12 protein-coding genes are annotated in these 21,268 nt (G+C 69.9%); 6 read left to right on the top strand and 6 right to left on the bottom strand.

Going from position 1 to position 21,268, the window contains the following annotated elements; genetic code table 11:
* The first annotated feature begins 5 nt into the window (after nucleotides 1-5).
* Complete coding sequence (locus RZE79_RS23985; RefSeq protein WP_319357125.1) at nucleotides 6-932, top strand: LysR family transcriptional regulator; 927 nt, start codon at nucleotides 6-8, stop codon at nucleotides 930-932.
* A 13-nt stretch (nucleotides 933-945) separates the two neighbouring features.
* Here the strand turns inward: RZE79_RS23985 and RZE79_RS23980 are convergent, their stop codons facing one another.
* The 5 genes from RZE79_RS23980 to ppc all read right to left on the bottom strand — a co-directional run bounded on the left by RZE79_RS23980 (nucleotide 946) and on the right by ppc (nucleotide 14,478).
* Nucleotides 946-2,205 (bottom strand): MFS transporter, encoded by a 1,260-nt coding sequence (locus RZE79_RS23980; RefSeq protein WP_192195413.1) that lies wholly within the window; start codon nucleotides 2,203-2,205, stop codon nucleotides 946-948.
* A gap of 211 nt (nucleotides 2,206-2,416) precedes the next feature.
* Nucleotides 2,417-2,959, bottom strand: coding sequence for a hypothetical protein (locus RZE79_RS23975; protein WP_153282449.1), 543 nt, complete (start codon nucleotides 2,957-2,959; stop codon nucleotides 2,417-2,419).
* A 35-nt stretch (nucleotides 2,960-2,994) separates the two neighbouring features.
* The gene (locus tag RZE79_RS23970; RefSeq protein ID WP_319357124.1) at nucleotides 2,995-11,250 is read right to left on the bottom strand and encodes a GH36-type glycosyl hydrolase domain-containing protein; all 8,256 of its coding nucleotides are present in this window, start codon (nucleotides 11,248-11,250) and stop codon (nucleotides 2,995-2,997) included.
* Nucleotides 11,247-11,465, bottom strand: a complete 219-nt coding sequence (locus RZE79_RS23965; RefSeq protein WP_153282450.1) for a hypothetical protein — start codon at nucleotides 11,463-11,465, stop codon at nucleotides 11,247-11,249. The genes RZE79_RS23970 and RZE79_RS23965 overlap by 4 nt, the downstream gene beginning before the upstream one ends.
* Nucleotides 11,466-11,631: 166 nt before the next feature.
* Complete coding sequence (gene ppc, locus RZE79_RS23960; protein ID WP_319357123.1) at nucleotides 11,632-14,478, bottom strand: phosphoenolpyruvate carboxylase; 2,847 nt, start codon at nucleotides 14,476-14,478, stop codon at nucleotides 11,632-11,634.
* Between the two features lie 57 nt (nucleotides 14,479-14,535).
* Between ppc and hemC the strand changes: the two genes are divergently transcribed.
* From hemC to RZE79_RS23940, 4 genes are read left to right on the top strand one after another with little or no spacing between them, the layout of a single operon-like run.
* Nucleotides 14,536-15,489: a hydroxymethylbilane synthase gene (gene hemC, locus RZE79_RS23955; protein ID WP_319361272.1), complete on the top strand. Its 954-nt coding sequence runs from the start codon at nucleotides 14,536-14,538 to the stop codon at nucleotides 15,487-15,489.
* Nucleotides 15,490-15,508: 19 nt separating this feature from the next.
* The gene (locus RZE79_RS23950; RefSeq protein ID WP_319357122.1) at nucleotides 15,509-16,279 is read left to right on the top strand and encodes a uroporphyrinogen-III synthase; all 771 of its coding nucleotides are present in this window, start codon (nucleotides 15,509-15,511) and stop codon (nucleotides 16,277-16,279) included.
* Nucleotides 16,276-17,382: a uroporphyrinogen-III C-methyltransferase gene (locus RZE79_RS23945; RefSeq protein WP_153282453.1), complete on the top strand. Its 1,107-nt coding sequence runs from the start codon at nucleotides 16,276-16,278 to the stop codon at nucleotides 17,380-17,382. The genes RZE79_RS23950 and RZE79_RS23945 overlap by 4 nt, the downstream gene beginning before the upstream one ends.
* A 7-nt stretch (nucleotides 17,383-17,389) precedes the next feature.
* A complete protein-coding gene (locus RZE79_RS23940) occupies nucleotides 17,390-18,676 on the top strand; it encodes a heme biosynthesis HemY N-terminal domain-containing protein (protein ID WP_319357121.1) in 1,287 nt (428 codons plus the stop codon).
* Nucleotides 18,677-18,710: 34 nt separating this feature from the next.
* Here RZE79_RS23940 and RZE79_RS23935 read toward each other — a convergent pair whose 3' ends face one another.
* A complete protein-coding gene (locus RZE79_RS23935) occupies nucleotides 18,711-20,279 on the bottom strand; it encodes an MFS transporter (RefSeq protein WP_319357120.1) in 1,569 nt (522 codons plus the stop codon).
* Between the two features lie 110 nt (nucleotides 20,280-20,389).
* Between RZE79_RS23935 and RZE79_RS23930 the strand changes: the two genes are divergently transcribed.
* Nucleotides 20,390-21,268, top strand: coding sequence for a LysR family transcriptional regulator (locus RZE79_RS23930; protein ID WP_099795549.1), 879 nt, complete (start codon nucleotides 20,390-20,392; stop codon nucleotides 21,266-21,268).

The following is a 21,268-nucleotide window of genomic DNA, read 5'->3' as shown; positions in this document are numbered from 1 at the left end:
AAGCTATGCGGTGCATAAGGAATACTTTGGAAAAAAACCTCAACCTCGACCAGCTCGCCACCTTCGGCCTCGTGATCGAAACCGGCAGCTTTTCCGCCGCGGCCGACCGGCTCGGCCTGTCGCAGCCGGCCGTGAGCCTGCAGGTGCGCCAGCTCGAACGACGGCTCGCGGTGCGGCTCATCGAGCGGGTCGGCAAGCGCGCGAGCGCCACGCCGGCCGGTGCGGAGCTGCTGCGCCATGTGCCGCAGATCGAGGCGGCGGTCGAGAACGCGATCGACGCACTGGCCGACCACGCGCGCGGCGTCACGGGCCGCGTGCGGCTGGGCACGGGCGCCACCGCCTGCCTGTACTTTCTGCCCGCGGTGCTGCGCCAGTTGCGCGAGGCGTTCCCGGCGCTCGGCGTGGTGGTGAGCACCGGCAACACCGACGAGTACGTGCGCAAGGTGGAAGACAACAGCCTCGACCTCGCGCTGGTCACGCTGCCCGCAGCCGGGCGCTCGCTGAGCGTGATCCCCGTGTGCGACGACGCGTTCGTCGCCATCGGCCGTGCCGACCTCGCGCCGCTCAAAGCCCGCGTCACGCCGGCCGACCTGGCGACGCTGCCGCTGGTCCTGTTCGAGCCCGCGGCCAACACGCGCAAGCTGGTCGATCGATGGTTTGCTGCCGAGGGCCTGCAGCCGCAGCCCGTGATGGAGCTGGGCAGCGTCGAGGCGATGAAGGAGATGGTGGCCGCCGGGCTTGGCTACGGCCTCGTGCCCGGCATGTCGATGGCGGGGCGCGGTGCCCACCCGGCGCTGAAGGTCAGCCGCCTCGCCCCGCGCATGCATCGCACGCTGGCAGTGGTGGTGCGCCGCGACAAGCCGCTCAACAAGGCGCTGCGCACGGTGCTCGAGGCGATCGTGGCGGCCGGCAAGAAGCCCGGCCGCCGTTAGAGAGCGAGCGCGCTTATTCCGGAATGGCCGCCAGCGGCGCCGCACCGCCGCGTGCGCGGCCCAGCGTGCCGACGATGAGCGCGGCTATCAGCACCAGCACACCGCTGAGCACCATCGTGGGCGAGATGCCGCGGCTGTCGACCATGAGGCCGCCGATCAGCGCGCCCGAGGCGATCGCCACCTGGAAGCCCGTCACCAGCAGGGCCTGGCCGGCTTCCTGCGCGTCGGGCACGGCTTCCATCATCCAGCCGGTGAGCGCCACCGGAATGAGGCCGAAGGCCACGCCCCAGATCACCACCACGACCGCGCCGGCCACCATGCCGGTGCCGATCAGCGTCGACAGCAGCAGCGCCGTGGCGAGCATCAGCGCTGCCAGCAAGGTGGTGCCGCGCACGCTGCGCGCCACCAGGCTGCCGCCGAGGAAGGTGCCGATGAAGCCGACGGCGCCATAGACCAGCAGCAGCGTCGAGACCTCGTTGGCCTGCAGGCCGAACACCTGCTGCAGCAGCGGCTTCAGGTAGGTGTAGGCCGCGAAGTGGCCGGCAATGAAGAACAGCACCGCGAGCAGGCCGACCTGCGCCATGCGGCGCGTGAGCGGCGTGAGCAGGTCGCGCGCACCGATGGCGCGTTGCGGCGGAATGGCCGGCAGCAGCCACAGCTGCACCAGCAGCACGGCCGCGGCCAGCGCGCCGGTCACGGCGAACGAGGCGCGCCAGCCGAACATCGTGCCCAGCCACGAGCCCGCGGGCACGCCGAGCACCGTGGCGGCCGACACGCCGGCCAGCACCAGCGACATGGCACGGGGCTTCGAGGCGTCGGGCACCAGCTGTGTGGCGGCAGCGGGCGCGAAGGTCCAGAAGCCGCCGACGGCCAGGCCGAGCATGAGGCGCGCGACCACCATCGTCGTGAAGTTGGGCGCGAACGCGGCCAGCAGGTTCGAGGCGATCAGCAGCAGCGTGAGCGCGATCAGCACCGTGCGGCGGTCGAGCCGGCCCGAGGCGACGATCAGCGCCGGCCCGGCAAAGGCGGCGAGCACGCCGGGCATCGTGATCATCAGGCCGGCCGTGCCGTCGGACACGTTCAGGCCGCGCGCGATGTCGGTGAGCAGGCCGATGGGCATGAATTCGGTCGACACCATCGCGAAGGTGCCGACGGCGATGGAGCCGACCGCGAGCCAGGCGGAGCGGGTGGGGGCGGCGTCAGAAGTGGCGGCCTCGCGCGCGGGCGCTGCGAGGTCGTCGATGCAGGGGTTGCTGCCGGAAGAATTCATCATGGAGATGCTGTCCTTGAACGCATCGGCGATGAAGGCGCCAATGCCGGTGTGGGGGCATTGGAGTGTGCGAGCGGGCCGCCTTGCGACCAAGGGGCGGTGGAGCAGTAGACAGTTTCCCTCAGGCGAACAATCGACCTCTTGGGTGTCTGAAGCCACCTGGGGATGCGGCAATGGCGCCTTTCGCCATCACCGTCTTTTTGAGTTGCCGAAATTAAGTGTGGGCGTGGCGCAACTGCAGCGCCTGTCCATCGGCCACGAACGATTCGTCGACCAGCACGCGGAAGGCCGTGCCCTGCACGAACTTCGGTTGCGCGACGGCCGGCGAGAGGAACTCGATGTCGAGCGCGACCGGCGTGCCGCGCGCGAGCGAGGAGCCCTGCGGCACGCGCCAGCGTGCCGAGAAGCCTTCGGTGCCGAGCACCAGCGCGCCCCGGTATTCGCCGGGGCCCAGCGGCACATCTTGCGCGGGCACCGAGGGCCGGCGAAAGGTCAGCTGGGCCTGCAGATGCGGCGTGAATTCGGGTAGCGTGTCGAAGCCCTCGGGCGGGGCCTGCTTGGTCGCGCGGCGCGGCAGCTTGCCGATGAGCCACGCGATCACGTTGCCGATGATCGGCACCCACAGCACCATCAGCAGCGTGCCGATGTCGCGCGTGGTGGAGCCGGGCGTGGCGTAGTGCCGCACGATGGCGCCGCCGACGGCCACGCACAGCAGGATCATGACGATGAGTCGTCGGCGGAACTGGATTTTGGTCATGAATGCGCGGGGTGAAAGCGGGTCCGGACCATAACCTACGCCGTCAACTGCCCTTCACCCGCCCCTTCACCCGCCCTTTCACCTGCCGCTTCAGCGACCCGCAGCACCGCATCCGCCGGCAGCGCCTGCCAGTCGATCCATTCGCCCACCGTCACATGGTGCGTGGGCGCGGCGGCGCCTTCGACGCTGCCCCATTGCAGCGTCAGCCGGTGCGTGCCGAGCCGCAGCGCCAGCTCGAAGCCCGGCCAGTGCGCGGGCACGTGCGGCGTCATCGACAGCTGCCGGCCCTTCACGCTCAGGCCCAGCAAGGTCTCGACCGCCGCGCGGTGCAGCCACGCGGCCGAGCCGGTGTACCAGCTCCAGCCGCCGCGGCCCACATACGGCGCGGCGCCGTAGACGTCGCCCGCCATCACGTAGGGCTCCAGCTCGTAGACCGGGCCGCGCGCGGGGTGCTGCGAACGGTGGGCCGGGCTCAGGCCTTCGAAGCTCTGCCAGGCCGCTTCATGGTCGCCCTGCAGCGCCTGCGCCATCAGCGCCCACACGGCGCCGTGCGAGTACTGGCCGCCGTTCTCGCGCACGCCGCGCGGGTAGGCCTGGATGTAGCCCGGGTTGTTGGTCGACTGGGCAAACGGCGGCACCAGCAGCCGCAGCAGGCCGGCCGGTTCGTCGTGCAGCTGCGACCGGATGGCGGCCATGGCCGGCCCCGTGTGGGCCGCGTCCGAGGCGCCCGACAGCACCGACCAGGCCTGCGCGATCAGGTCGATGCGGCACTCGTCGTTGGTCGACGAGCCCAGCGGCGCGCCGTTGTCGAAGAAGGCGCGGCGGAACCAGGCGCCGTCCCAGCCGGCGTCGTGCAGTGCGGCGATCCAGCCCGTGCGTGCCTCGGTCCAGCGCGCGGCGCGTTCGTGTTCGCCGCGTGCTTCGGCGATGGGCGCGAAGCGCTCGACCACGCTGCACAGGAACCACGCGAGCCACACCGATTCGCCGCGGCCTTCGTGGCCGACGCGGTTCATGCCGTCGTTCCAGTCCCCGGTGCCCATCAGCGGCAGGCCGTGCACGCCGGTGGCCAGGCTGCGGTCGATGGCGCGTGCGCCGTGGTCGAACACGGTGGCCATGCGGCCGCTGTGCTGCGGCGCGTAGTAGGCGTCTTCGGCGCCCTCGGGAATGCCGGGGCCTTCGATGAAGCCGACCATCTCGTCGAGCAGCGAGGCGTCGCCCGTCACCTCGACGTAGTGCGCCGACGCGTACGGCAGCCACAGCAGGTCGTCGGAGAAATGCGTGCGCACGCCGGCGCCGCCGGGCATGTGCCACCAGTGCTGCACGTCGCCTTCGGGAAACTGGCGTGCCGCGTTCACGAGGATCTGCTCGCGCAGGCGCGGCGGGTCGGTGAGCGCAAAGGCCATCGCGTCCTGCAACTGGTCGCGAAAGCCGAAGGCGCCGCCGGCCTGGTAGAAGCCGGCCTTCGACCAGAGCCGGCACGCCAGCGTCTGGTACACGAGCCAGCGGTTGACCAGCGCATCGAACAGCGGGTCGGGCGTGCGCACCTGCAGGCGGCCCAGCAGGTCGTCCCAGAAGCCGCGCACCTGCGCCAGCGCCTCGGGCACGTCGCGCTGCCGCCAGCGGCGTGCAAGCTCGAGCGCTGCGTCGGCCGTGCCCGCGTGGCCCAGTACGAAACTGAAGCTCGCGGTTTCGCCGGATGCCACGACGAACTCACCGCCGATGGCCGCGCAGGCATCGAGCCCGCTGCCGGCGCGGCGCGCCAGCGTGTCGGGCACTTCGACGATGCCGCGGCCGGCGAAGAATTCGCTGCGGTCGCAGGTCCATTGCGTGGCCCCGGTCGTCGCGCCCTGCAGGCCCGCGAGCAGCAAAAAGGCGGCGCTGCCGCCGAAGCCCGTGCTCGATTCGCGCTGCTGGCCGAACACGGCCGGCTGGTCTTCGGGCTTCCAGCAATGCACGGTGCGCCGTTCGCCGCGCGCGGCGCCCAATTGCCACTCGACCATCGCGAGCGCGCGCAGGCGGCGCTGGCCGGCGCCTTCGTTGCGCACGCGCACGTGCACCAGCTTGACGGCTTCGTCGCGGTCCGCGAAGAAGGTGGTTTCGAGCACGAGGTCGCCTTGGCGGACCTCGAAGACCGAGTAGCCCTGCCCGTGCCGTACGAGGTGAAGGGTGGCGCTATCGCCGCTATTGCCACCGCCGGCGGGCGTGAGCGGCAGCATCTCGCGCGTCGCCACGTCCTGCAGCAGGTAGTGCTCGAAGGCCGGGTCTTGCACGGGGTCGTTCGACCACGGCGTGACCTGGTGCATGCGGCTGTTGCCGGCCCAGGTGTAGCCCGTGCCCCACTCGGACACCTGGAAGCCGAAGGCGGCGTTGGCGATCACGTTGATCCAGGGGCGCGGCGTGCGGCGGTCGGGGCCGACCTCGAAGCGGAACTCGCCGCTCTCGGCGTCGAAGTCGCCGGTGGCGGTCGTGGATGTCGACGAAGCCGTCTGCCGCGTCAACAGCGGCGTGCGGTGCTGCACCGGTGCGCTGCTGTCGTCGGCGATCGTCGGGCTGCGCGCCTCGTGCAACGCAGCCACCTGCACTTCGAGCGCGCGGCCGTCGGCCGTGAACACCACGCGCGCCAGGCTGGAGAGCGCGGCCTTTTCCGACGGCACCACGTCCTGGTCGCGCAAGAGGTAGAAGCCGGCCGTGTCGTTGCGCGGAAAGCTGTTCTGCGTCTGATGCGCGACGCGCGAGCGCAGCGTTTCGATCTCGCGCTGCAGCGGCATGAGGTACGAGTTCGGTTCGCTGTTGAGCACCACGAGGTCGCAGGCCACGCCGCCGAAGCCCCACCACGGCTGCGCGCGCAGCAGCGTGTTGATGAGGCCCATGCCGTTCATCGAATGGATGTACACGAGCACGATGGGCTTGTCGCCCGAGATGCCGAAGCGCCAGATCTGGCGCAGGTCGATCAGCCCGCGGTCGCTCATCACGCGCGGCGTGGTGTAGGTGAGGATGGTCGTCAGGTCCTGCAGCGCGAGGTTCTGCGCGGGCGCAATGCTCAGGTCGCGCAGCCGCACCTGCGCCAGCGTGGCGGCCATGCGCGTGGCGCGCTCCACATGCATCGGCTGCAGGTAGCGGTCGATGCTGGGCATCAGCGCCTCGATGCTCTCGTCGGCGGCGGTGGCAAAGCTCAGGCGCGCGGTGATGCCCGGCGCAATCGACAGGCGCACGCGCAGGCAGGCGATCGGGTCCAGGCCGTTCACCTGCTTGCCCTGGGCTGTGAGCGGTTGCGCATCGAGCGCGGGGTCGGCCAGCGTGCGATTGCGGCCGATGAAGGCGCGCCGGTCGGTCATGCAGTCGATCGACAGCACGTTGGCATCGACCGAGGCCAGGAAGTGAACCGCGGCCACCACCGCGTCGCCATGCAGGCGCGGCTTGCGCGACAGCAGCAGCGCGCGCCACGTGGGCTCCCAGCGCGATTCGACGAACAGGTTGGCAAAGGCCGGATGCGCCTCGTCGGCCTTGGGGTTCGACAGCACGGGCTCGAAGTACGAGACGAGTTCGAGCGTGCGCGTTTCGTCGCCCGAGTTGTGCAGCGTGATGTTGCGCAGCTCGGTGTCGTCCTCGGGGCTGATGAGCACCGTGGTGCGCACCTGCAGGCCGGGGCCGGCCGCGTCGAACTGCACCTGGTCGGCCAGGAAGCGTGTGCGGTAGAGCCAGTCGGCACCGGGCGCGGGCAGGGCGGTGAGTGAGGTGAGGTCGCTTTGCCCTCCGTCTTTTTGGACATCGCGCACATAGAAGAAGGTGCCGTAGCTGTCGCGCAGCGGATCGTCGCGCCAGCGCGTCACGTTGAACGCGCGCCAGCGGCTCACGCCCGCGCCGTTGGCGCGCAGCGCCACCGTGTAGCGGCCGTTCGACAGCAGGTGCGTGGGCTGGAAGCCCGGCCCCATCGGGTCGACCACGCGCGGCTGGAACAGCGGCGCCAGCTCGGCCTGGCTGGGCTCGGGCGGCGTGCGCGGGTCGGCGCTGCCGATGATCTGCCGCGGCGTGCGCTCGTGCAGCAGCGCCTCGTGCGCCTGCACCAGCGCGGCACTGCCGAACCAGCGGCGCGGCGCGTCGGCGCACAGCAGGTTGCACAGCGCGACCAGCGACATGCCCTGGTGGTGTGCCATGAAGTTGCGCACCACGGTGAAGTCCTGGCCCTGGGCCTGGCGCGAGGTGGTGAAGTCGACCGCATCGAGAAAGCCGAACTCGCCGCGCGCGCCGAGCGCTTCGAGCCGCTGCAGGTTGAGCACCGCCGCTGCGGGCGCGAAGGGCGCGGCCATCAGGGTGGCGTAGGGTGCCACCACGCGGTCGGTCGGTGGCGTGCGCCGCAGCGCCAGGCGCGGCACGCCGAAGGGCGAGTACTGGTAGGCCAGCGAATGGTCTTGCGCGAAGTAGGCCGACTCGGACACGCCCCACGGCATGTTCTGCGCACGGCCGAAGGCCTGCTGTTCGTCAATGGCCGCGGCGTTGGCCACTTGCAGCAGGCCGTCGGTGGGCTCGGTCATCACGAGCGCCGGCATCAGGTACTCGAACATCGAGCCCGACCACGACTTGAGGCTGGGCTGGAAACCCACCAGCAGGAACGGCCGGCCCAGCGCCATCCAGTGGCGGCGCGGCACGTCGCCCTTGGCAATCGCCAGGAAGCTCAACAGGCGCGACTCGGAGGCCAGCAGGTCGTAGTAGCTGGCGTCGAGCACGTTCTCTTCGACGCGCAGGCCGATGTGGAACAGGTGGCGCTTGGCGTCGTAGAGGCCGCTGAAGTCCATGCCGTCGTGCAGCGCGTCGCAGCGTTGGGCCAGGGCTTCCAGCGCGGGGGCTTCGTGGCTCTGGCAGCCTTCTTCCGCTGAGAAGGCGCGGCAGGCCTGCGCCACGGTGACGAGGTGGCCCGCGAAGTTGCCGCTGTCCACGCTCGACACATAGTCGGGCGGCAGCGGCTTGAGCGTCTGCGTGTCGTACCAGTTGAACAGGTGGCCGTTGTGCTTCTGCATGCGGTCGACGGTGTCGAGCGTGGCCGCGAGGCGTGCCAGCAGGCCGGCCGTGTCGATCCAGCGGAATTCGCGCGCGCAACAGGCGGCCAGCAGGTACATGCCGATGTTGGTCGGCGAGGTGCGGTGCGCAAGGGTCGGCTGCGGTTCGAGCTGCAGGTTGTCGGGTGGCAGGTGGTTGTCGTCCGGGCCGACCACGTGCTCGAAGAAGCGCCAGGTGTCGTGCGCCAGCGTGTCGAGGTAGCTGCGTTGCGCGGGCGGGAGCGGGTCTTCGGTTTGTGCGTCAACGCGGCTGCCCCACCAGGCTGCGATGGGCGCCAGCGACCAGAGCACGAAGAGCAGCGGGCCGATCACCGGGTAGGCGCTCCAGTTCGCGAGCACGGCGAGCACCAGGCACACGGCGCTGCTGAGGGCTGCGCTGCGCACGAAGGGCTTCAGGCGCTGGCTCGATTGCGCCTGCGCCTGATCCGCTGTCGTCCATTGCAGCAGGTGCCTGCGGCTCACGAGCAGCCGCCAGGTGGCGAGGAAGGCCGCGTCGAGCAGCAGGCGCGTCTGCGCCGCCAGCTGCACGAACTGCCAGGCCGCGCCGGCCATGGCGCGCAGCAGCTCGACCGCGCCCACGTCGAAGAAGTGGCGCAGCTCGATCGCTCGCCGTGTCGGCACCAGGCCGGCCAGCGCGCCGAGCAGCGGGCCCAGCGTGAGCGCCGCGCCGACGGCGGCCAGCGCCCAGCCCAGCGGCATGGCCTGCGTGAAGATCACCAGCACCAGCAGCGCGAAAGACGCCGGCACGACCAGCGAGCGGCGCAGGTTGTCGCTCATCTTCCACAAGCCCAGTGCGTCGATGCCGAAGCGGCGCGCGCGCCACATCAGCGGCAGCAGCTGCCAGTCGCCGCGCACCCAGCGGTGCACGCGCGAGGCGGCCACACCGGCGTGGTGGGGATGGTCTTCGACCAGCACCACGTCGCTGACCATCGCGCAGCGCGCGACGCTGCCTTCGAGCAGGTCGTGGCTCAGCACGGCGCTGTCGGGCAGGCGGTCGTTCAGCGTGGCGTGCACCGCGCGCACGTTGAGCAAGCCCTTGCCGGTGAAGGAACCGCTGCCGAACACGTCCTGGTAGATGTCGGACGCGCCGCTGCCGTACGGGTCGAGCCCGCACTGGCCGGCGAACACCCAGTGGAAGAACGAGCGCTCGCTGCGCATCGGAAACGGCGTGACGATGCGCGGCTGCAGGATGCCGAAGCCCGCGACCACGCGCCGGCTTTGCATGTCGATTTCGGGCGCGTTCAGCGGATGCGCGGCAATGGACACGAGGTCGCGCAGCGCGCCGGGCGGCAGGCCGGTGTCGCTGTCGAGCGTGAGCACGTAGGGCGTGCGGCCGGGCGCGAGCTGCTGGCCCGGTGCGAGCGGAAGAAAGCCGCTGCCGTCGCCGCTGGCCAGCAGGCGCATGAGCATTTCGAGCTTGCCGCGCTTGCGCTCCCAGCCCATCCAGCGCTGCTCGGTTTCGCTCCAGCTGCGCGGACGGTGCAGCAGCAGGAAGCGCGGTGCAGTGCCTTCCGCCGGGGGGTACTTGGCGTTGAGGGCGGCGATGTGCTGCTGGGCATCGTCGAGCAGGGGCCCGTCTTCGGGCATTGAGGCTTGCGAGGCGTCGGCCCAGTCGGTCAGCAGCGCGAACTGCGCGTACGCCTCGCGGTTGGCGAGCCAGTGCAGTTCGAGGCGGTGCGCGAGCTTCGCGTTGTTCGCGGTCGAACCCAGCATCGTGGGCATGACGACGAGCGCGCGGTGCCGCTCGGGAATGCCGTTCGCAAAATCGAGACGTGGCAATGCCTGCACGCGCACCGACTCCGCCATGATGCGTTGCGCCAACGAAATCAGCGCTTCAGACAGGGGCCATGCGAGCAGCAGCAACGCCGCAACGGTGGTCCAGTCGCCGCGATGCGGCAGGCCGTGCACCACGGCCGCCAGCAGCAGCGCAGTGCCGAGGGTGACGGACCCCACGTAGACGGGCAGGCGCCAGCCGCGATGGCTGCGCGCGGACCCCTTATTTGATGTGTGTGCGGAACGGCCCGAGGGTCCGTTCGCCTGCAGCGACGCGATCAGCGCGGGCCGGCCCTGGCCGAAGAGGTAGTAGCCGGCGGTGCCGTCGGCGCGGTCGGTCTCGGCGCCGGCTTCATCGGCCGGCGCGGCGGACGCCAGCGTGACCACGGCCTGCGCCACTTCGCGCTCGGGCCGTTCGGTGTTGCGCGCCACCTGCTCCATCGCATGTGTGATCTGCTGGCGCGTGAGTTCGCTCTCGTTCGCAAAGCTCGGCAGTTCGCGCAGCACGCGCAGCGAGCGGCTCACCGGTTCGATGAGGTCGCTCCACTCGACCTGGCCGATCATGCGCAGCGTCGTGATGATGTTGCCGACCGTGAGGTTGGCCGCGGCCTGCGCGTTCTGCGCGTCGCCGATCAGCGCCGGGCCGTTGGGGCAGTGCTGCTCCGTCCAGCGCACCAGCGCGGGCATGTCGTCGCCGTGCTCGACGGGCAGGCGCTGCCACAGCTGCGTGAGGTAGTTGTCCTGCAGACCGTGGCTTTGCAGCGCGCGGTAGAGCACGTCGAGGTCCTGCACCGACAGGTGCGGCGCTGCGTCCCACGCAGCGTGCGCGATCTCGCGCGCGACCTTGTTCTCGGCAATGCTCTCGGCCACGCGGCGCAGGTTTTCGAGCAGCACCACGCGCAAGGTGGTGGGCAGCGCCCACAGTTCGCCGAGCATGAGCTCGTCGATGTCTTGATAAGCGTTGAGGAAGGCCGTAAACAGCGTCTTGTTGAGCACGCTGTCGGTGTGCGCCACATAGGCCCACGCAATGCCGTACACGCGCGGCAGCCCCGCCAGCGGCGGCGTGACGAGCTTGGGCAGGCGCGCGTAATAACTGCGCGGCACGCCGTCATGGATCTGCTGGAGCTGCGCCTCGACGAGGTGGAAGTTGTCGAGCAGCCACTCGGCCGCCGGCGACACATAGCGCCCGCTGCGCGAGATCAGCGCGATGTAGTCGAAGGCCGCGCGCAGCGATTCGAGGTTTTCGTCGACACGGGGAAAGAAGGGCGACCCTTCGCGGGCGCTGTGCGGGTCGTTCTCGACCACCTGGGCACGGGCCAGGCTGTGGCCGTGCTGTTCAAAACGTTGGGCGCCGAAGAGTTCGGCGCGAATCGGGAGTGCTACCGGGTCGTGCGGACCGAGCAGGAGGGACCGGGCGTAGTGACTGAGCCCTTGAAGGCGGTCGACGACGGCAGCGGCGCTCAAGTGACGGCGAACAGGCCGATGCCCAGAACCGCGGCCACGCAGGCCATCGTGACGATACGGCCCGCAGCGAGCGCGCGCACACGTTGCATGTGGCTTCGCACCGAGAACCATCGCCCGTGGGCACGTGCACAGTGGTGCATGTGTGAAGCCAGGGCTTCGAAATCGCTGCCGACAAAGTCGATCTGCGAATGGGAAAGGGACTGCGGGACGGACATTGCAACGGGCTCCTGTGAAACGACTTCGAGCTGCCGCGCGATTGCGAGAACTGTGAACGTGTCCCGACCGTACCCTTTTAAATGACCTTACAGGGACCTCATTGCCGACAGCGCACGTAGGAAAGGGCGCACAGGGCGCCCTTTGTCCATGGAGGCTGCGTGCAGATCAGCCCGTGTTGCGCAACCCCGCCGCCACCCCGTTGATCGAGATGTGGATGCCGCGCTGCAGCCGCTCACCGCCGTCGCCCGCGCGATAACGCCGCATCAGCTCGACCTGCAGGTGGTGCAGCGGGTCGATGTAGGGGAAGCGGTGGCGCACCGAGCGCTGCATTTCGGCATTGCCCTCGAGCCGTTGTTTCGCGCCCGTGATGAGCGTGAGCGCGTCCGACGTGCGTTGCCATTCAGACTCGATCATCGAGAACACCTTCTGGCGCAGCTTGCGGTCGGTGACCAGTTCGGCATAGCGCGAGGCCAGCGCGAGGTCGCTCTTGGCCAGCACCATGTCCATGTTCGACAGCAGCGTGCGAAAGAACGGCCACTGCGCATACATGCGCTGCAGCAGCGCCACGCGTTCCTTCTTGCCTGCGCCGTTGCCGGCAGCAGCCAGGAATTGCTCCACGCCCGAGCCGAAGCCGAACCAGCCCGGCAGCGTGAGGCGGCACTGGCCCCAGCTGAAGCTCCACGGCACCGCGCGCAGGTCGTCGATCTTGTGGCTCGGGTTGCGCGACGCGGGGCGCGAGCCGATGTTGAGTTCGGCGATTTCGCGGATCGGCGTGGAGCCGAAGAAGTAGTCGCCGAAGCCCGGGGTCTCGTACACCAGCTTGCGGTACGCGGCCATGCTCGCGGTCGAGAGTTCGCCCGCGGCCGAGAGGAAGGTGGCCGGCGCCGGCTTGCCCTGCGGCAGCAGCGTGGCTTCGAGCGTGGCGGCCACCAGCGTCTCGAGGTTGCGCCGGCCGATCTCGCGGTTGGCGTACTTCGAGCCGATGACTTCACCCTGCTCGGTGAGGCGGATCTGGCCGCGCACCGTGCCGGGCGGCTGCGCCAGGATGGCCTGGTAGCTCGGGCCGCCGCCGCGTCCGACGGTGCCGCCGCGGCCGTGGAACATGCGCAGGCGGATCGGGTTCTTTTTCTTCTTGTTCAGCTCGTCGAACAGCGACACCAACGCGATGCCCGCGCGGTACAGCTCCCAGTTGCTGGTGAAGATGCCGCCGTCCTTGTTGCTGTCGCTGTAGCCGAGCATCACGTCCTGCTCGCCGCCCGAGCGTTCGATGAGCGACTGGATGTTCGGCAGCGCGTAGAAGGCGCGCACGATGGGCGCGGCGTTGCGCAGGTCTTCGATGGTCTCGAACAGCGGCACCACGATGAGGTCGCAGGTCGCGTTGCTGTCCATCGCGCCGCGCAGCAGGCCCACTTCCTTCTGCAGCAGCAGCGCTTCGAGCAGGTCGCTCACCGTTTCGGTGTGGCTGATGATGTAGTGGCGGATGGCCGCGGCGCCGTAGCGCGCACGCGCCGTGCGTGCAGCCGCGAAGATGGCCAGCTCGCTTCTGGCGAGCGGCGAGTAGTCGGCGTCGGGCACGCGCAGCGGGCGCGCATCGTCGAGCAGCTTGAGCAGCAGCGTCTGCTTGGCCTCTTCGGCCAGCGAGGCGTACGACGGCTCGATGCGCGCCGTGGCCAGCAGCTCGGCGATCACGGCCTCGTGCTTGTCGGAACTCTGGCGCAGGTCGACCGTGGCCAGGTGGAAGCCGAACACCTCCACCGCGCGGATCAGGGGACGCAGGCGCGGCGCGGCGAGCACGGTGCCGTGCTTCTCGACCAGCGACTCTTCGATGGTGCGCAGCTCGACCAGGAACTCTTCGGCATTCGCGTACGGGTTCTGCGGCGCGACCGCATGGCGCGCAGCCTCGCCACCGCTGAGCTCACGCAGCGTGGCCGCCAGGCGCGCGTACACGCCCGTGAGGGCGCGGCGGTAGGGCTCGTCCTTGCGGTGTTCGCTGGTGTCGGGCGAACGCTCGGCCAGCGCCTGCATCTCGACCGACACGTCGACCAGCGTGGCCGACAGCGACAGCTCGCCACCGAGGTAGTGCACCTCGGTGAGGTAGTGGCGCAGCGCCAGTTCCGACTGGCGGCTCAGCGCGTACTCGAGCGTTTCGGCCGTGACGTTGGGGTTGCCGTCGCGGTCGCCGCCGATCCATTGGCCCATGCGCAGGAAGGTCGCGACCGAGGGCGTGACGCCGCTCTGGGCCAGCGCCTTTTCAAGGTCGGCGTACACACGCGGAATTTCGCGCAGGAAGGTGGCTTCGTAGTAGCTCAGCGCGTTCTCGATCTCGTCGGCCACCGTGAGCTTGGAGAAACGCAGGAGGCGCGTCTGCCAGATCTGCGTGACGCGGATGCGCATCTGGGTTTCGTTCTCGGCCAGCTCGATGGGCGAGAGCGCGTCCTTGCCGCCGGCATAGGCGTTCTGGCGCAGCTTGATCTCGTCGCGCGTGGTGAGCAGCAGGGCGATGGCGCGCTCGGCATCGAGGATGCTCTTGCGCTGCACTTCGGTCGGGTGCGCCGTGAGCACGGGCGACACGTAGCTGTGGGCCAGCGAGGCGACGATGTCGTCGGGCTTGATGCCGGCCTTGCGGATGCGCACCAGCGCGGTCTGCAGGTCGCCGTCGGCCTGCACGCCTTCGCGCTCGGCCTCGGTGCGGCGGCGGATCTGGTGGCGGTCTTCCGCCAGGTTGGCCAGATGGCTGAAGTAGGTGAAGGCGCGGATCACGCGCACCGTTTCGGCGGCGCTCAGGCCCTTGAGCAGGTTTTTCAGCGCACGGTCGGCGGCATGGTCGGCGTCGCGCCGGAACGACACCGACAGGGTGCGGATCTTCTCGACCAGCGCGTAGGTTTCGTCACCCTCCTGCTCCCGGATCACGTCGCCGAGGATCCGGCCTAACAGCCGGATGTCGTCGATCAATGGCTGGTCTTCGGTCTGGCGGCGCTTGGCGGGGATTGCAGGAGTCTTGCTGGCTTTCATTCGATGTTGTTCCTGGGGACTTGAATGGACGCGCCGCCTCCGTTGCTGCGGCGCAACATGCTAGCATTCCGGAGGTCAGAAACCACGTACTTTTTGGGAGCGATCTTGAGCAATATCGTGATCGCCACGCGCGAAAGCCGGCTGGCCCTGTGGCAGGCCGAACACGTGCAAACGCTTTTGCAAGAACGCGGCCACACCGTCAGCCTGCTGGGCATGACGACCCGCGGTGACCAGATCCTGGACCGCACGCTGAGCAAGGTCGGCGGCAAGGGACTCTTCGTCAAGGAACTCGAAACCGCGCTGGAAGAAGGGCGCGCCGACATCGCCGTGCATTCGCTCAAGGATGTGCCGATGGAGCTGCCCGAGGGCTTCGCGCTGGCCTGCGTGCTGGAACGCGAAGACCCGCGCGACGCGCTGGTGTCGCCGCGCTACGCCTCGCTCGATGCTCTGCCGCAGGGCGCGGTGGTCGGCACCTCGAGCCTTCGCCGCGTGGTGCTGCTGCGCGCGCAGCGGCCCGACCTGCGCATCGAACCGCTGCGCGGCAACCTCGACACCCGCCTGCGCAAGCTCGACGAAGGCCACTACGACGCCATCGTGCTCGCGGCGGCCGGGCTCAAGCGGCTGGGTCTCGAAGACCGCATCCGCGTCGCCTTCGACCCCGACACCATGCTGCCTGCCGCAGGGCAGGGCGCCCTCGGCATCGAGGTGCGCGCCGACCGCCAGGACCTCATCGACCTGCTGGCCCCGCTGGCGCACCGCGGCGACTGGCTCTCGACCACCGCCGAGCGCGCCGTGAGCCGCGCGATGGGTGGCAGCTGCTCCATGCCGCTCGCGGCCCATGCGCGTCGGCAGGCCGACGGCACGCTGCGCATCGACGCTGCCTGGGGCGACCCGGAAGGCGACGCGCCGCTGGTGCGCGTGCATGCCCAGGCCGAGGCCGGCGACTTCGCGACGGCCGATGCCCTTGGCCAACACGCCGCGAGCCTGCTGCGCGACGCCGGTGCCCACTGACCACCGTGGGCGCTGAGCGATGAGCGCGGGCCCCGTCATCGTCACGCGGCCCGCGCATGAAGCGGCGGCGTGGGTTCGCGATTTCCAGTCGGCCGGGCTCGAGGCCGTGGCGTTGCCGTTGATCGCCATCGCGCCCGCGCTCGATGTGGAACCGCTGCGCGCCGCCTGGGCGCGGCTTGCGGACTACGCGGCGCTGATGTTCGTGAGCGCCACCGCCGTCGACCACTTCTTCCAGCACCGCGGCAGCTCGGCACTCGCCGGTTGCCGCTTCTGGGCCACCGGCCCCGGCACCGAGCGCGCGCTGCTGCGCGCCGGCGTGCCGCCCGCCGCCATCGACGCGCCGCCACCCGGCGCCACGCGCTTCGACTCCGAAGCGCTGTGGGCGCTCGCCCATGGGCAGGTGTCATCGGGCGTGCGCGTGCTCATCGTGCGCGGCGGCGACGAAGCCGGCCAGCCGGCCGGCCGCCAATGGCTCGCGCAGGAGATCGACGCCGCCGGCGGCGTGCGCGACACCGTCGTGGCCTACCGGCGCCTGGCGCCTGCGCTCGACGATGCGCAGCGCCGCATTGCGACCGACGCCGCCGCCGGACACGGCATCTGGCTCTTCAGCAGCTCGGAAGCCATCGGCAACCTGCAGCGCGCACTGCCGGGCACTTCGTGGCAGGCCGCGCGCGCCATCGCCACGCATGCACGCATCGGCGACGCCGCACAGGCCGCGGGTTTCGGGGCGTTGCGTGTCTGCACACCCCTGCGGGAAGCGCTGATCGCGTCGATAGAATCCTTCGCATGAGCGCCGCGTCCCCGTCCGACGACCTTTCTCCCCCTTCCGCCCCCACGGCGCACCCCACGGTGCATGTGCCCGCCACGGTGGCGCCGCACCAGACGCCCGCCGCCCAGGCGGCCGCTGCCACCCTGCTGGCGCGCATCGGCGTGGGCCTCGTGGCCCTCGTGGCGCTGATCGCGCTGCTGTCGACCATTGCGCTGTGGCAGAAGGTCAGCGGCATGAAGGAACAGCTCGCGCGCCAGAGCGCCGAGGCCACCGCCCAGTCGATGGAAGCGCGCACGCTGGCCCGTCAGGCCAGCGACACCGTGCGCGATGCCGCCGCCCGCGTGGCCCTCATCGAGACCCGCGTGGCTGAAGTCACGCTGCAGCGTTCGCAGCTCGAAGAACTCATTCAAAGCCTCTCGCGTTCGCGCGACGAGAACCTGGTGATCGACATCGAATCCGCCGTGCGCCTCGCGTTGCAGCAGGCGCAGGTCACCGGCAGCCTCGAGCCGCTGCTCGCCGCGCTCAAGGCCGGCGATGTGCGCATCGCGCGCGCCGCGCAACCGCGGCTCGCGCCCGTGCAGCGCGCCATGCAGCGCGACGCCGACCGCCTGCGCAGCAGCGCCAGCACCGACAGCGCCGAAGCCCTGCAGAAGCTCGACGAGCTGGTGCGCAGCGTGGACGACCTGCCCACGCTCAACGCGGTGGCCGTGCGCGGCAACGGCGTCAACGCCTGGCGTCCCGAACCCATTCCCGCCGATGCGCCCTGGTGGCAGCGCGTGCTGCTGACCCTCCGCGGCGAGGCCCGCTCGCTGGTGCGCGTGGGCCGTATCGAGAGCCCCGAGGCGGTGCTGCTGGCGCCCGAGCAGTCGTACTTCCTGCGCGAGAACCTCAAGCTCAAGCTGCTCAATGCGCGGCTGTCGCTGCTGTCGCGCCAGATGGACGCCGCGCGCGGCGAGCTGGGCCAGGTGGCCGCGTCGCTCAACCGCTATTTCGACCCGGCCTCGCGCCGCACGCAGGCTGCGGCCACGCAGCTGCAGCAACTGCAGCAGCTCGTGCGCAGCACGGAGCCGGTGCGCATCGACGACACACTGGCCGCGCTGACCACCGCGGCCGCAGGGCGCTGATCCGTTCATGCGCGCTGCACTCTGGCTCCTCGCGCTGTTCGCCGTCGCCGCGGCGGTGGCACTGTTCGCCGGCAACAACCAGGGCACGATCACCGTGTTCTGGCCGCCGTGGCGGGTCGATCTCTCGCTGAACCTCGTGCTCGTGATCCTGCTGCTGACCTTCGTGCTGTTGCATGTGGCGTTGCGCGCGCTCGCGGCGCTGTTCTCGCTGCCCACGCAGGCGCGCCACTGGCGCCTGCAGCAGAAGGAACGCATGCTGCACTCCGCCTTGCTCGATGCGATGGTGCAGCTCATTGCCGGCCGCTTCTCGCGCGCACGCAAGGCCGCGCAGGCTGCGCTCACGCAAGAAAAGACACTGGCCGCGCTCGGCGCCGACCTGCCACAGGCGCAGCAGGTGCGGGTGCTGTCGCACCTGCTGGCCGCCGAAAGCGCGCAGGCGCTGCAGGACAAGGCGGCGCGTGATGCCCACCTGCAACAGGCCCTGAACGAAAGCGCCGACCGCACCGTGCTCGCGAGCCCGGAAACCCGCGAAGGTGTGCAGCTGCGTGCCGCACGCTGGGCGCTCGACGACCGCGACCCCACGGCCGCGCTCGCGCGCCTCGAAGAGCTGCCGCAGGGCGCGCAGCGTCGCACGCTGGCGCTGCGGCTGCGGCTCAAGGCCGCGCGGCAAGACCGTCGCACGGTCGAAGCGCTCGACACCGCGCGCCTGCTGGCCAAGCACCGCGCCTTCTCCGATGCGGCGGCGCAAAGCATCGTGCGCGGCCTCGCGACCGAACTGCTGACGGGCGCGCACGACCCGGCGCAGCTGCTGCGCGCGTGGTCCGAGCTGGATTCCTCCGAGCGCCAGATGCCCGAGGTGGCCATCCACGCGGCCCAGCGCATGGTCACGCTGCGCGGTGACTTGGCATTGGCGCGCGGCTGGCTGCTGCCGGCCTGGGAGCGCATGGTGGCGAACCCGCGCGGCCTCGGCGATGCGCTGCGCGTGAAGCTCACGCGCGCACTCGAAGCGGGGCTCGATTCGGTCGACGCCGACTGGCTCGCGCGCATCGAGAGCGCGCAGCGCAACAACCCACGCGACCCCAACCTGCAGTACCTCGCCGGCATGGCCTGCATGAAGCGCCAGCTGTGGGGCAAGGCCCAGCAGCTGCTCACGCAGGCCGGGCTCGGCTTGCAGGACCCTGACCTCTACCGGCGCGCCTGGCTCGCGCTGGCCCAGCTGGCCGAGGCGCGCGAAGACCATGCACAGGCCGCCGACGCGTGGAAGCGCGCGGCGCAGATCGACAACACGCCCTGAGTGTTGGCTGGGTCCGTGATGCGCCCTGGTTTCATCAGGAGCACGCGGATTCCTTGGCGGCCGTCAGGCCCGCCGCGCGCACCGAGGGCTTGCCGTTGCCGAAGATCAGCAGGCTGAGGCCGGCCAGCACCCAGACCCCGATGCCGCCGTAGAGCATCACCCATCCGAAGCTCTGCACCAGCGCCGCATGCACGGCCGCACCCGATGGATCGGCCTGCGACAGCGCCGGAAAGCTCTCGGGCAGCGACGCGAAGCTGCCCGCCGCGACCTTCTCCGCCAGCGCGCGCAGTTGCACCGCATCGAGCGACGCCGACAAGGTCTGCTTCAGGTGCGCGTGAATGCCTTCGAGCAGAAGGAACCCCATCAGTGCGATGTTGATCGCCAGCGTGATTAGCCGCGCGCTCATGTCCATGCCCGAGGCCATGCCCGCACGCGCGCTCGACACCGAGCCGGTGGTGGTGTTGGTGACGGGCGTGTTCGTCAGGCCCAGTCCGATGCCGGCCAGCAGGCAGCCGGGCAGCAGCGTGAGCCAGCTTGCGTGCGCCACGCCGCTGCCCCAGCGCATCGCGATGAAGCCGAGCCCGATCACGAACAGCCCGGCCGGAATGACCACGCCGGGCCGGTAGCGCATCGACAGCCGCTCGGCCAGCGGCGGCAGCACGAGCGTGGGCAGCGTGTAGGCCAGCAGCGCCGAGCCGGCCGTGACGGCGTCGTAGCCGAGGCCGCTCTGGAAGTAGATCGGCAGGTAGATCATGAATGGCCAGAAGCTGAAGTTCATGCCGATGGAGCCGACGATCGAGCCCGAGAAATTGCGGATGCGAAAGACCGAGAAATCGAACATCGGGTGCGGGTTGATCTTTTCGACCCACAGGAACACCGCGAAGCTGGCCAGCGTGGCCACGAGGATGCCGATGGCCACGGGGCTCGTGAAGCCGAGGCCCGGCCCCTGCGTGATGAACCAGGTCAGGCCGAACACCGCGAGCGACAGCGTGACGATGCCCGGCAGGTCGAGCCGTTTCGCGTCGGGGTCGCTCGACTCTTCCACGCTGCCCCCCACGAGCGCCAGCGCCACGACGGCCAGCGGCACGTGGACCAGGAACACCCATTGCCAGCTCGACAGCGCGACGATCGCGCCGCCGACGATCGGCCCAAAGCCCAGGCCCATGCCGAACACCACGCCCCAGATGGCGAAGGCCTTGCTGCGCTCCTTGCCTTCCTGGAACTGGTGTGAGAGCACCGCGAGCTGGCAGATCAGCATCGCGCCGCCGGCCAGGCCCTGCAGGAAGCGGCTGACGATCAGCACCGACGCGCTGCCTGCGATGCCGCATGCCAGCGAGGTGAGGCCGAACAGCACCACGCTGACGATCAGCACGCGCTTGCGGCCGTAGCGGTCGGCCACGGTGCCGGCCGCCATCAAGACCGTGGTGCAGGCGAGGGTGTAGGCGTTCATGATCCACTGCATGTCGCTGAAGTCGCCGTGCAGTGATTTTTCGAGCGTGGGAAGAATGACCGGCACGCTGGAGATTTCCAGGCCGAACATCAGGGCAATGAGGCAGACCGCGGACAGGGCGATCCGGTTCTTGCCGGCGGGAGAGAGAGGCATCGAGCGGCTTTCCAAAAGAGGTTCAGCCGATTCTGTTGAAACCCTCTTCATGATGGAAATGATTTGATTTCCTAGAATTCATTAGGAACCATCATTTATCCAGGATCGCCATGGACTTCGACCCCACGCTGTTGCGCGCCTTCGTGGCCGTCAAGGAAACCGGCGGCTTCACGCGTGCCGCCGAGCGCCTGCACCTGACCCAGTCGGCCATCAGCCACCAGATCCGCAAGCTCGAGGCACAGGTGGGCCGGCCGCTGCTGCACCGCACGACGCGCCGCCTCACGGTGACGGAAGACGGGGAAGACTTTCTTCGCTACGCGCAGCAGATTCTCGACACGCTCGACGCCATGACGCGGCGCTTCCAGCCCTCGCCGATCTCGGGCGTGGTGCGCTTCGGCGTGCCGGACAACTTCATGGGCGACCGCCTGCCACCGCTGCTCTCGCAGTTCGCCCGCGGGTTCCCGGCGGTGCGCATGGAGGTCTGCGTGAGCATGCACATCGACCTGCGCGCAGCCATCCGCGCCGGCGAGCTCGACCTTGCGGTCGTGATGTCGCCGCCCGAGGTGGTGGAGGGCACGTGCCTGCGGCGCACCCAGCTGGTGTGGGCCGCGGCCGAGACCTTCGAGGCGCCGAAGGGCGCGTCGCTGCCACTGGCGTTTTTTCCGAAGCCTTGCGTCAACCGGCAGGTGGCCGGTTCGGCGCTCGACCTCGCATCGCTCGACTGGCACGTGGTCTTCACCTCGGCCAGCCCGCAGGGCATTCGCGCGGCGGTGCTGGCGGGGCTCGCGGTGACGGTGCTCACGCGCGAGGAGGTGGAGCCGGGCATGAAGATCGTCGACGGCCGCTACGGCCTGCCGTCGCTGCCGAGCGTGAACTTCTCGCTGATCTGGAGCGAGAACGGCAAGACGCCGTGCGCCTGCCGCTTCGGGCAACTGATCCTGGAGATGCCGGACCTGCCCGGCGTCGAAGCGCTGCCGCAGCAGGCCTGA

This window comes from Variovorax sp. EBFNA2 (assembly GCF_033802765.1).
GTDB classification, from domain to species: Bacteria; Pseudomonadota; Gammaproteobacteria; order Burkholderiales; family Burkholderiaceae_C; genus Variovorax; species Variovorax paradoxus_H.
Note: the sequence above shows the minus strand (reverse complement) of the source record. Positions and strands in the feature narration are given on the sequence as shown.

Excerpts from the sequence above, each read along its gene's own strand:
- RZE79_RS23930 (WP_099795549.1), top strand. The coding sequence starts at position 20,390 with ATGGACTTCGACCCCACGCTGTTGCGCGCCTTCGTGGCCGTCAAGGAA.
- RZE79_RS23985 (WP_319357125.1), top strand. The coding sequence starts at position 6 with ATGCGGTGCATAAGGAATACTTTGGAAAAAAACCTCAACCTCGACCAG.
- RZE79_RS23975 (WP_153282449.1), bottom strand. The coding sequence starts at position 2,959 with ATGACCAAAATCCAGTTCCGCCGACGACTCATCGTCATGATCCTGCTG.
- RZE79_RS23940 (WP_319357121.1), top strand. The coding sequence starts at position 17,390 with ATGCGCGCTGCACTCTGGCTCCTCGCGCTGTTCGCCGTCGCCGCGGCG.
- RZE79_RS23945 (WP_153282453.1), top strand. The coding sequence starts at position 16,276 with ATGAGCGCCGCGTCCCCGTCCGACGACCTTTCTCCCCCTTCCGCCCCC.
- hemC (WP_319361272.1), top strand. The coding sequence starts at position 14,536 with ATGCTAGCATTCCGGAGGTCAGAAACCACGTACTTTTTGGGAGCGATC.
- ppc (WP_319357123.1), bottom strand. The coding sequence starts at position 14,478 with ATGAAAGCCAGCAAGACTCCTGCAATCCCCGCCAAGCGCCGCCAGACC.
- RZE79_RS23965 (WP_153282450.1), bottom strand. The coding sequence starts at position 11,465 with ATGTCCGTCCCGCAGTCCCTTTCCCATTCGCAGATCGACTTTGTCGGC.
- RZE79_RS23935 (WP_319357120.1), bottom strand. The coding sequence starts at position 20,279 with ATGCCTCTCTCTCCCGCCGGCAAGAACCGGATCGCCCTGTCCGCGGTC.
- RZE79_RS23980 (WP_192195413.1), bottom strand. The coding sequence starts at position 2,205 with ATGATGAATTCTTCCGGCAGCAACCCCTGCATCGACGACCTCGCAGCG.
- RZE79_RS23950 (WP_319357122.1), top strand. The coding sequence starts at position 15,509 with ATGAGCGCGGGCCCCGTCATCGTCACGCGGCCCGCGCATGAAGCGGCG.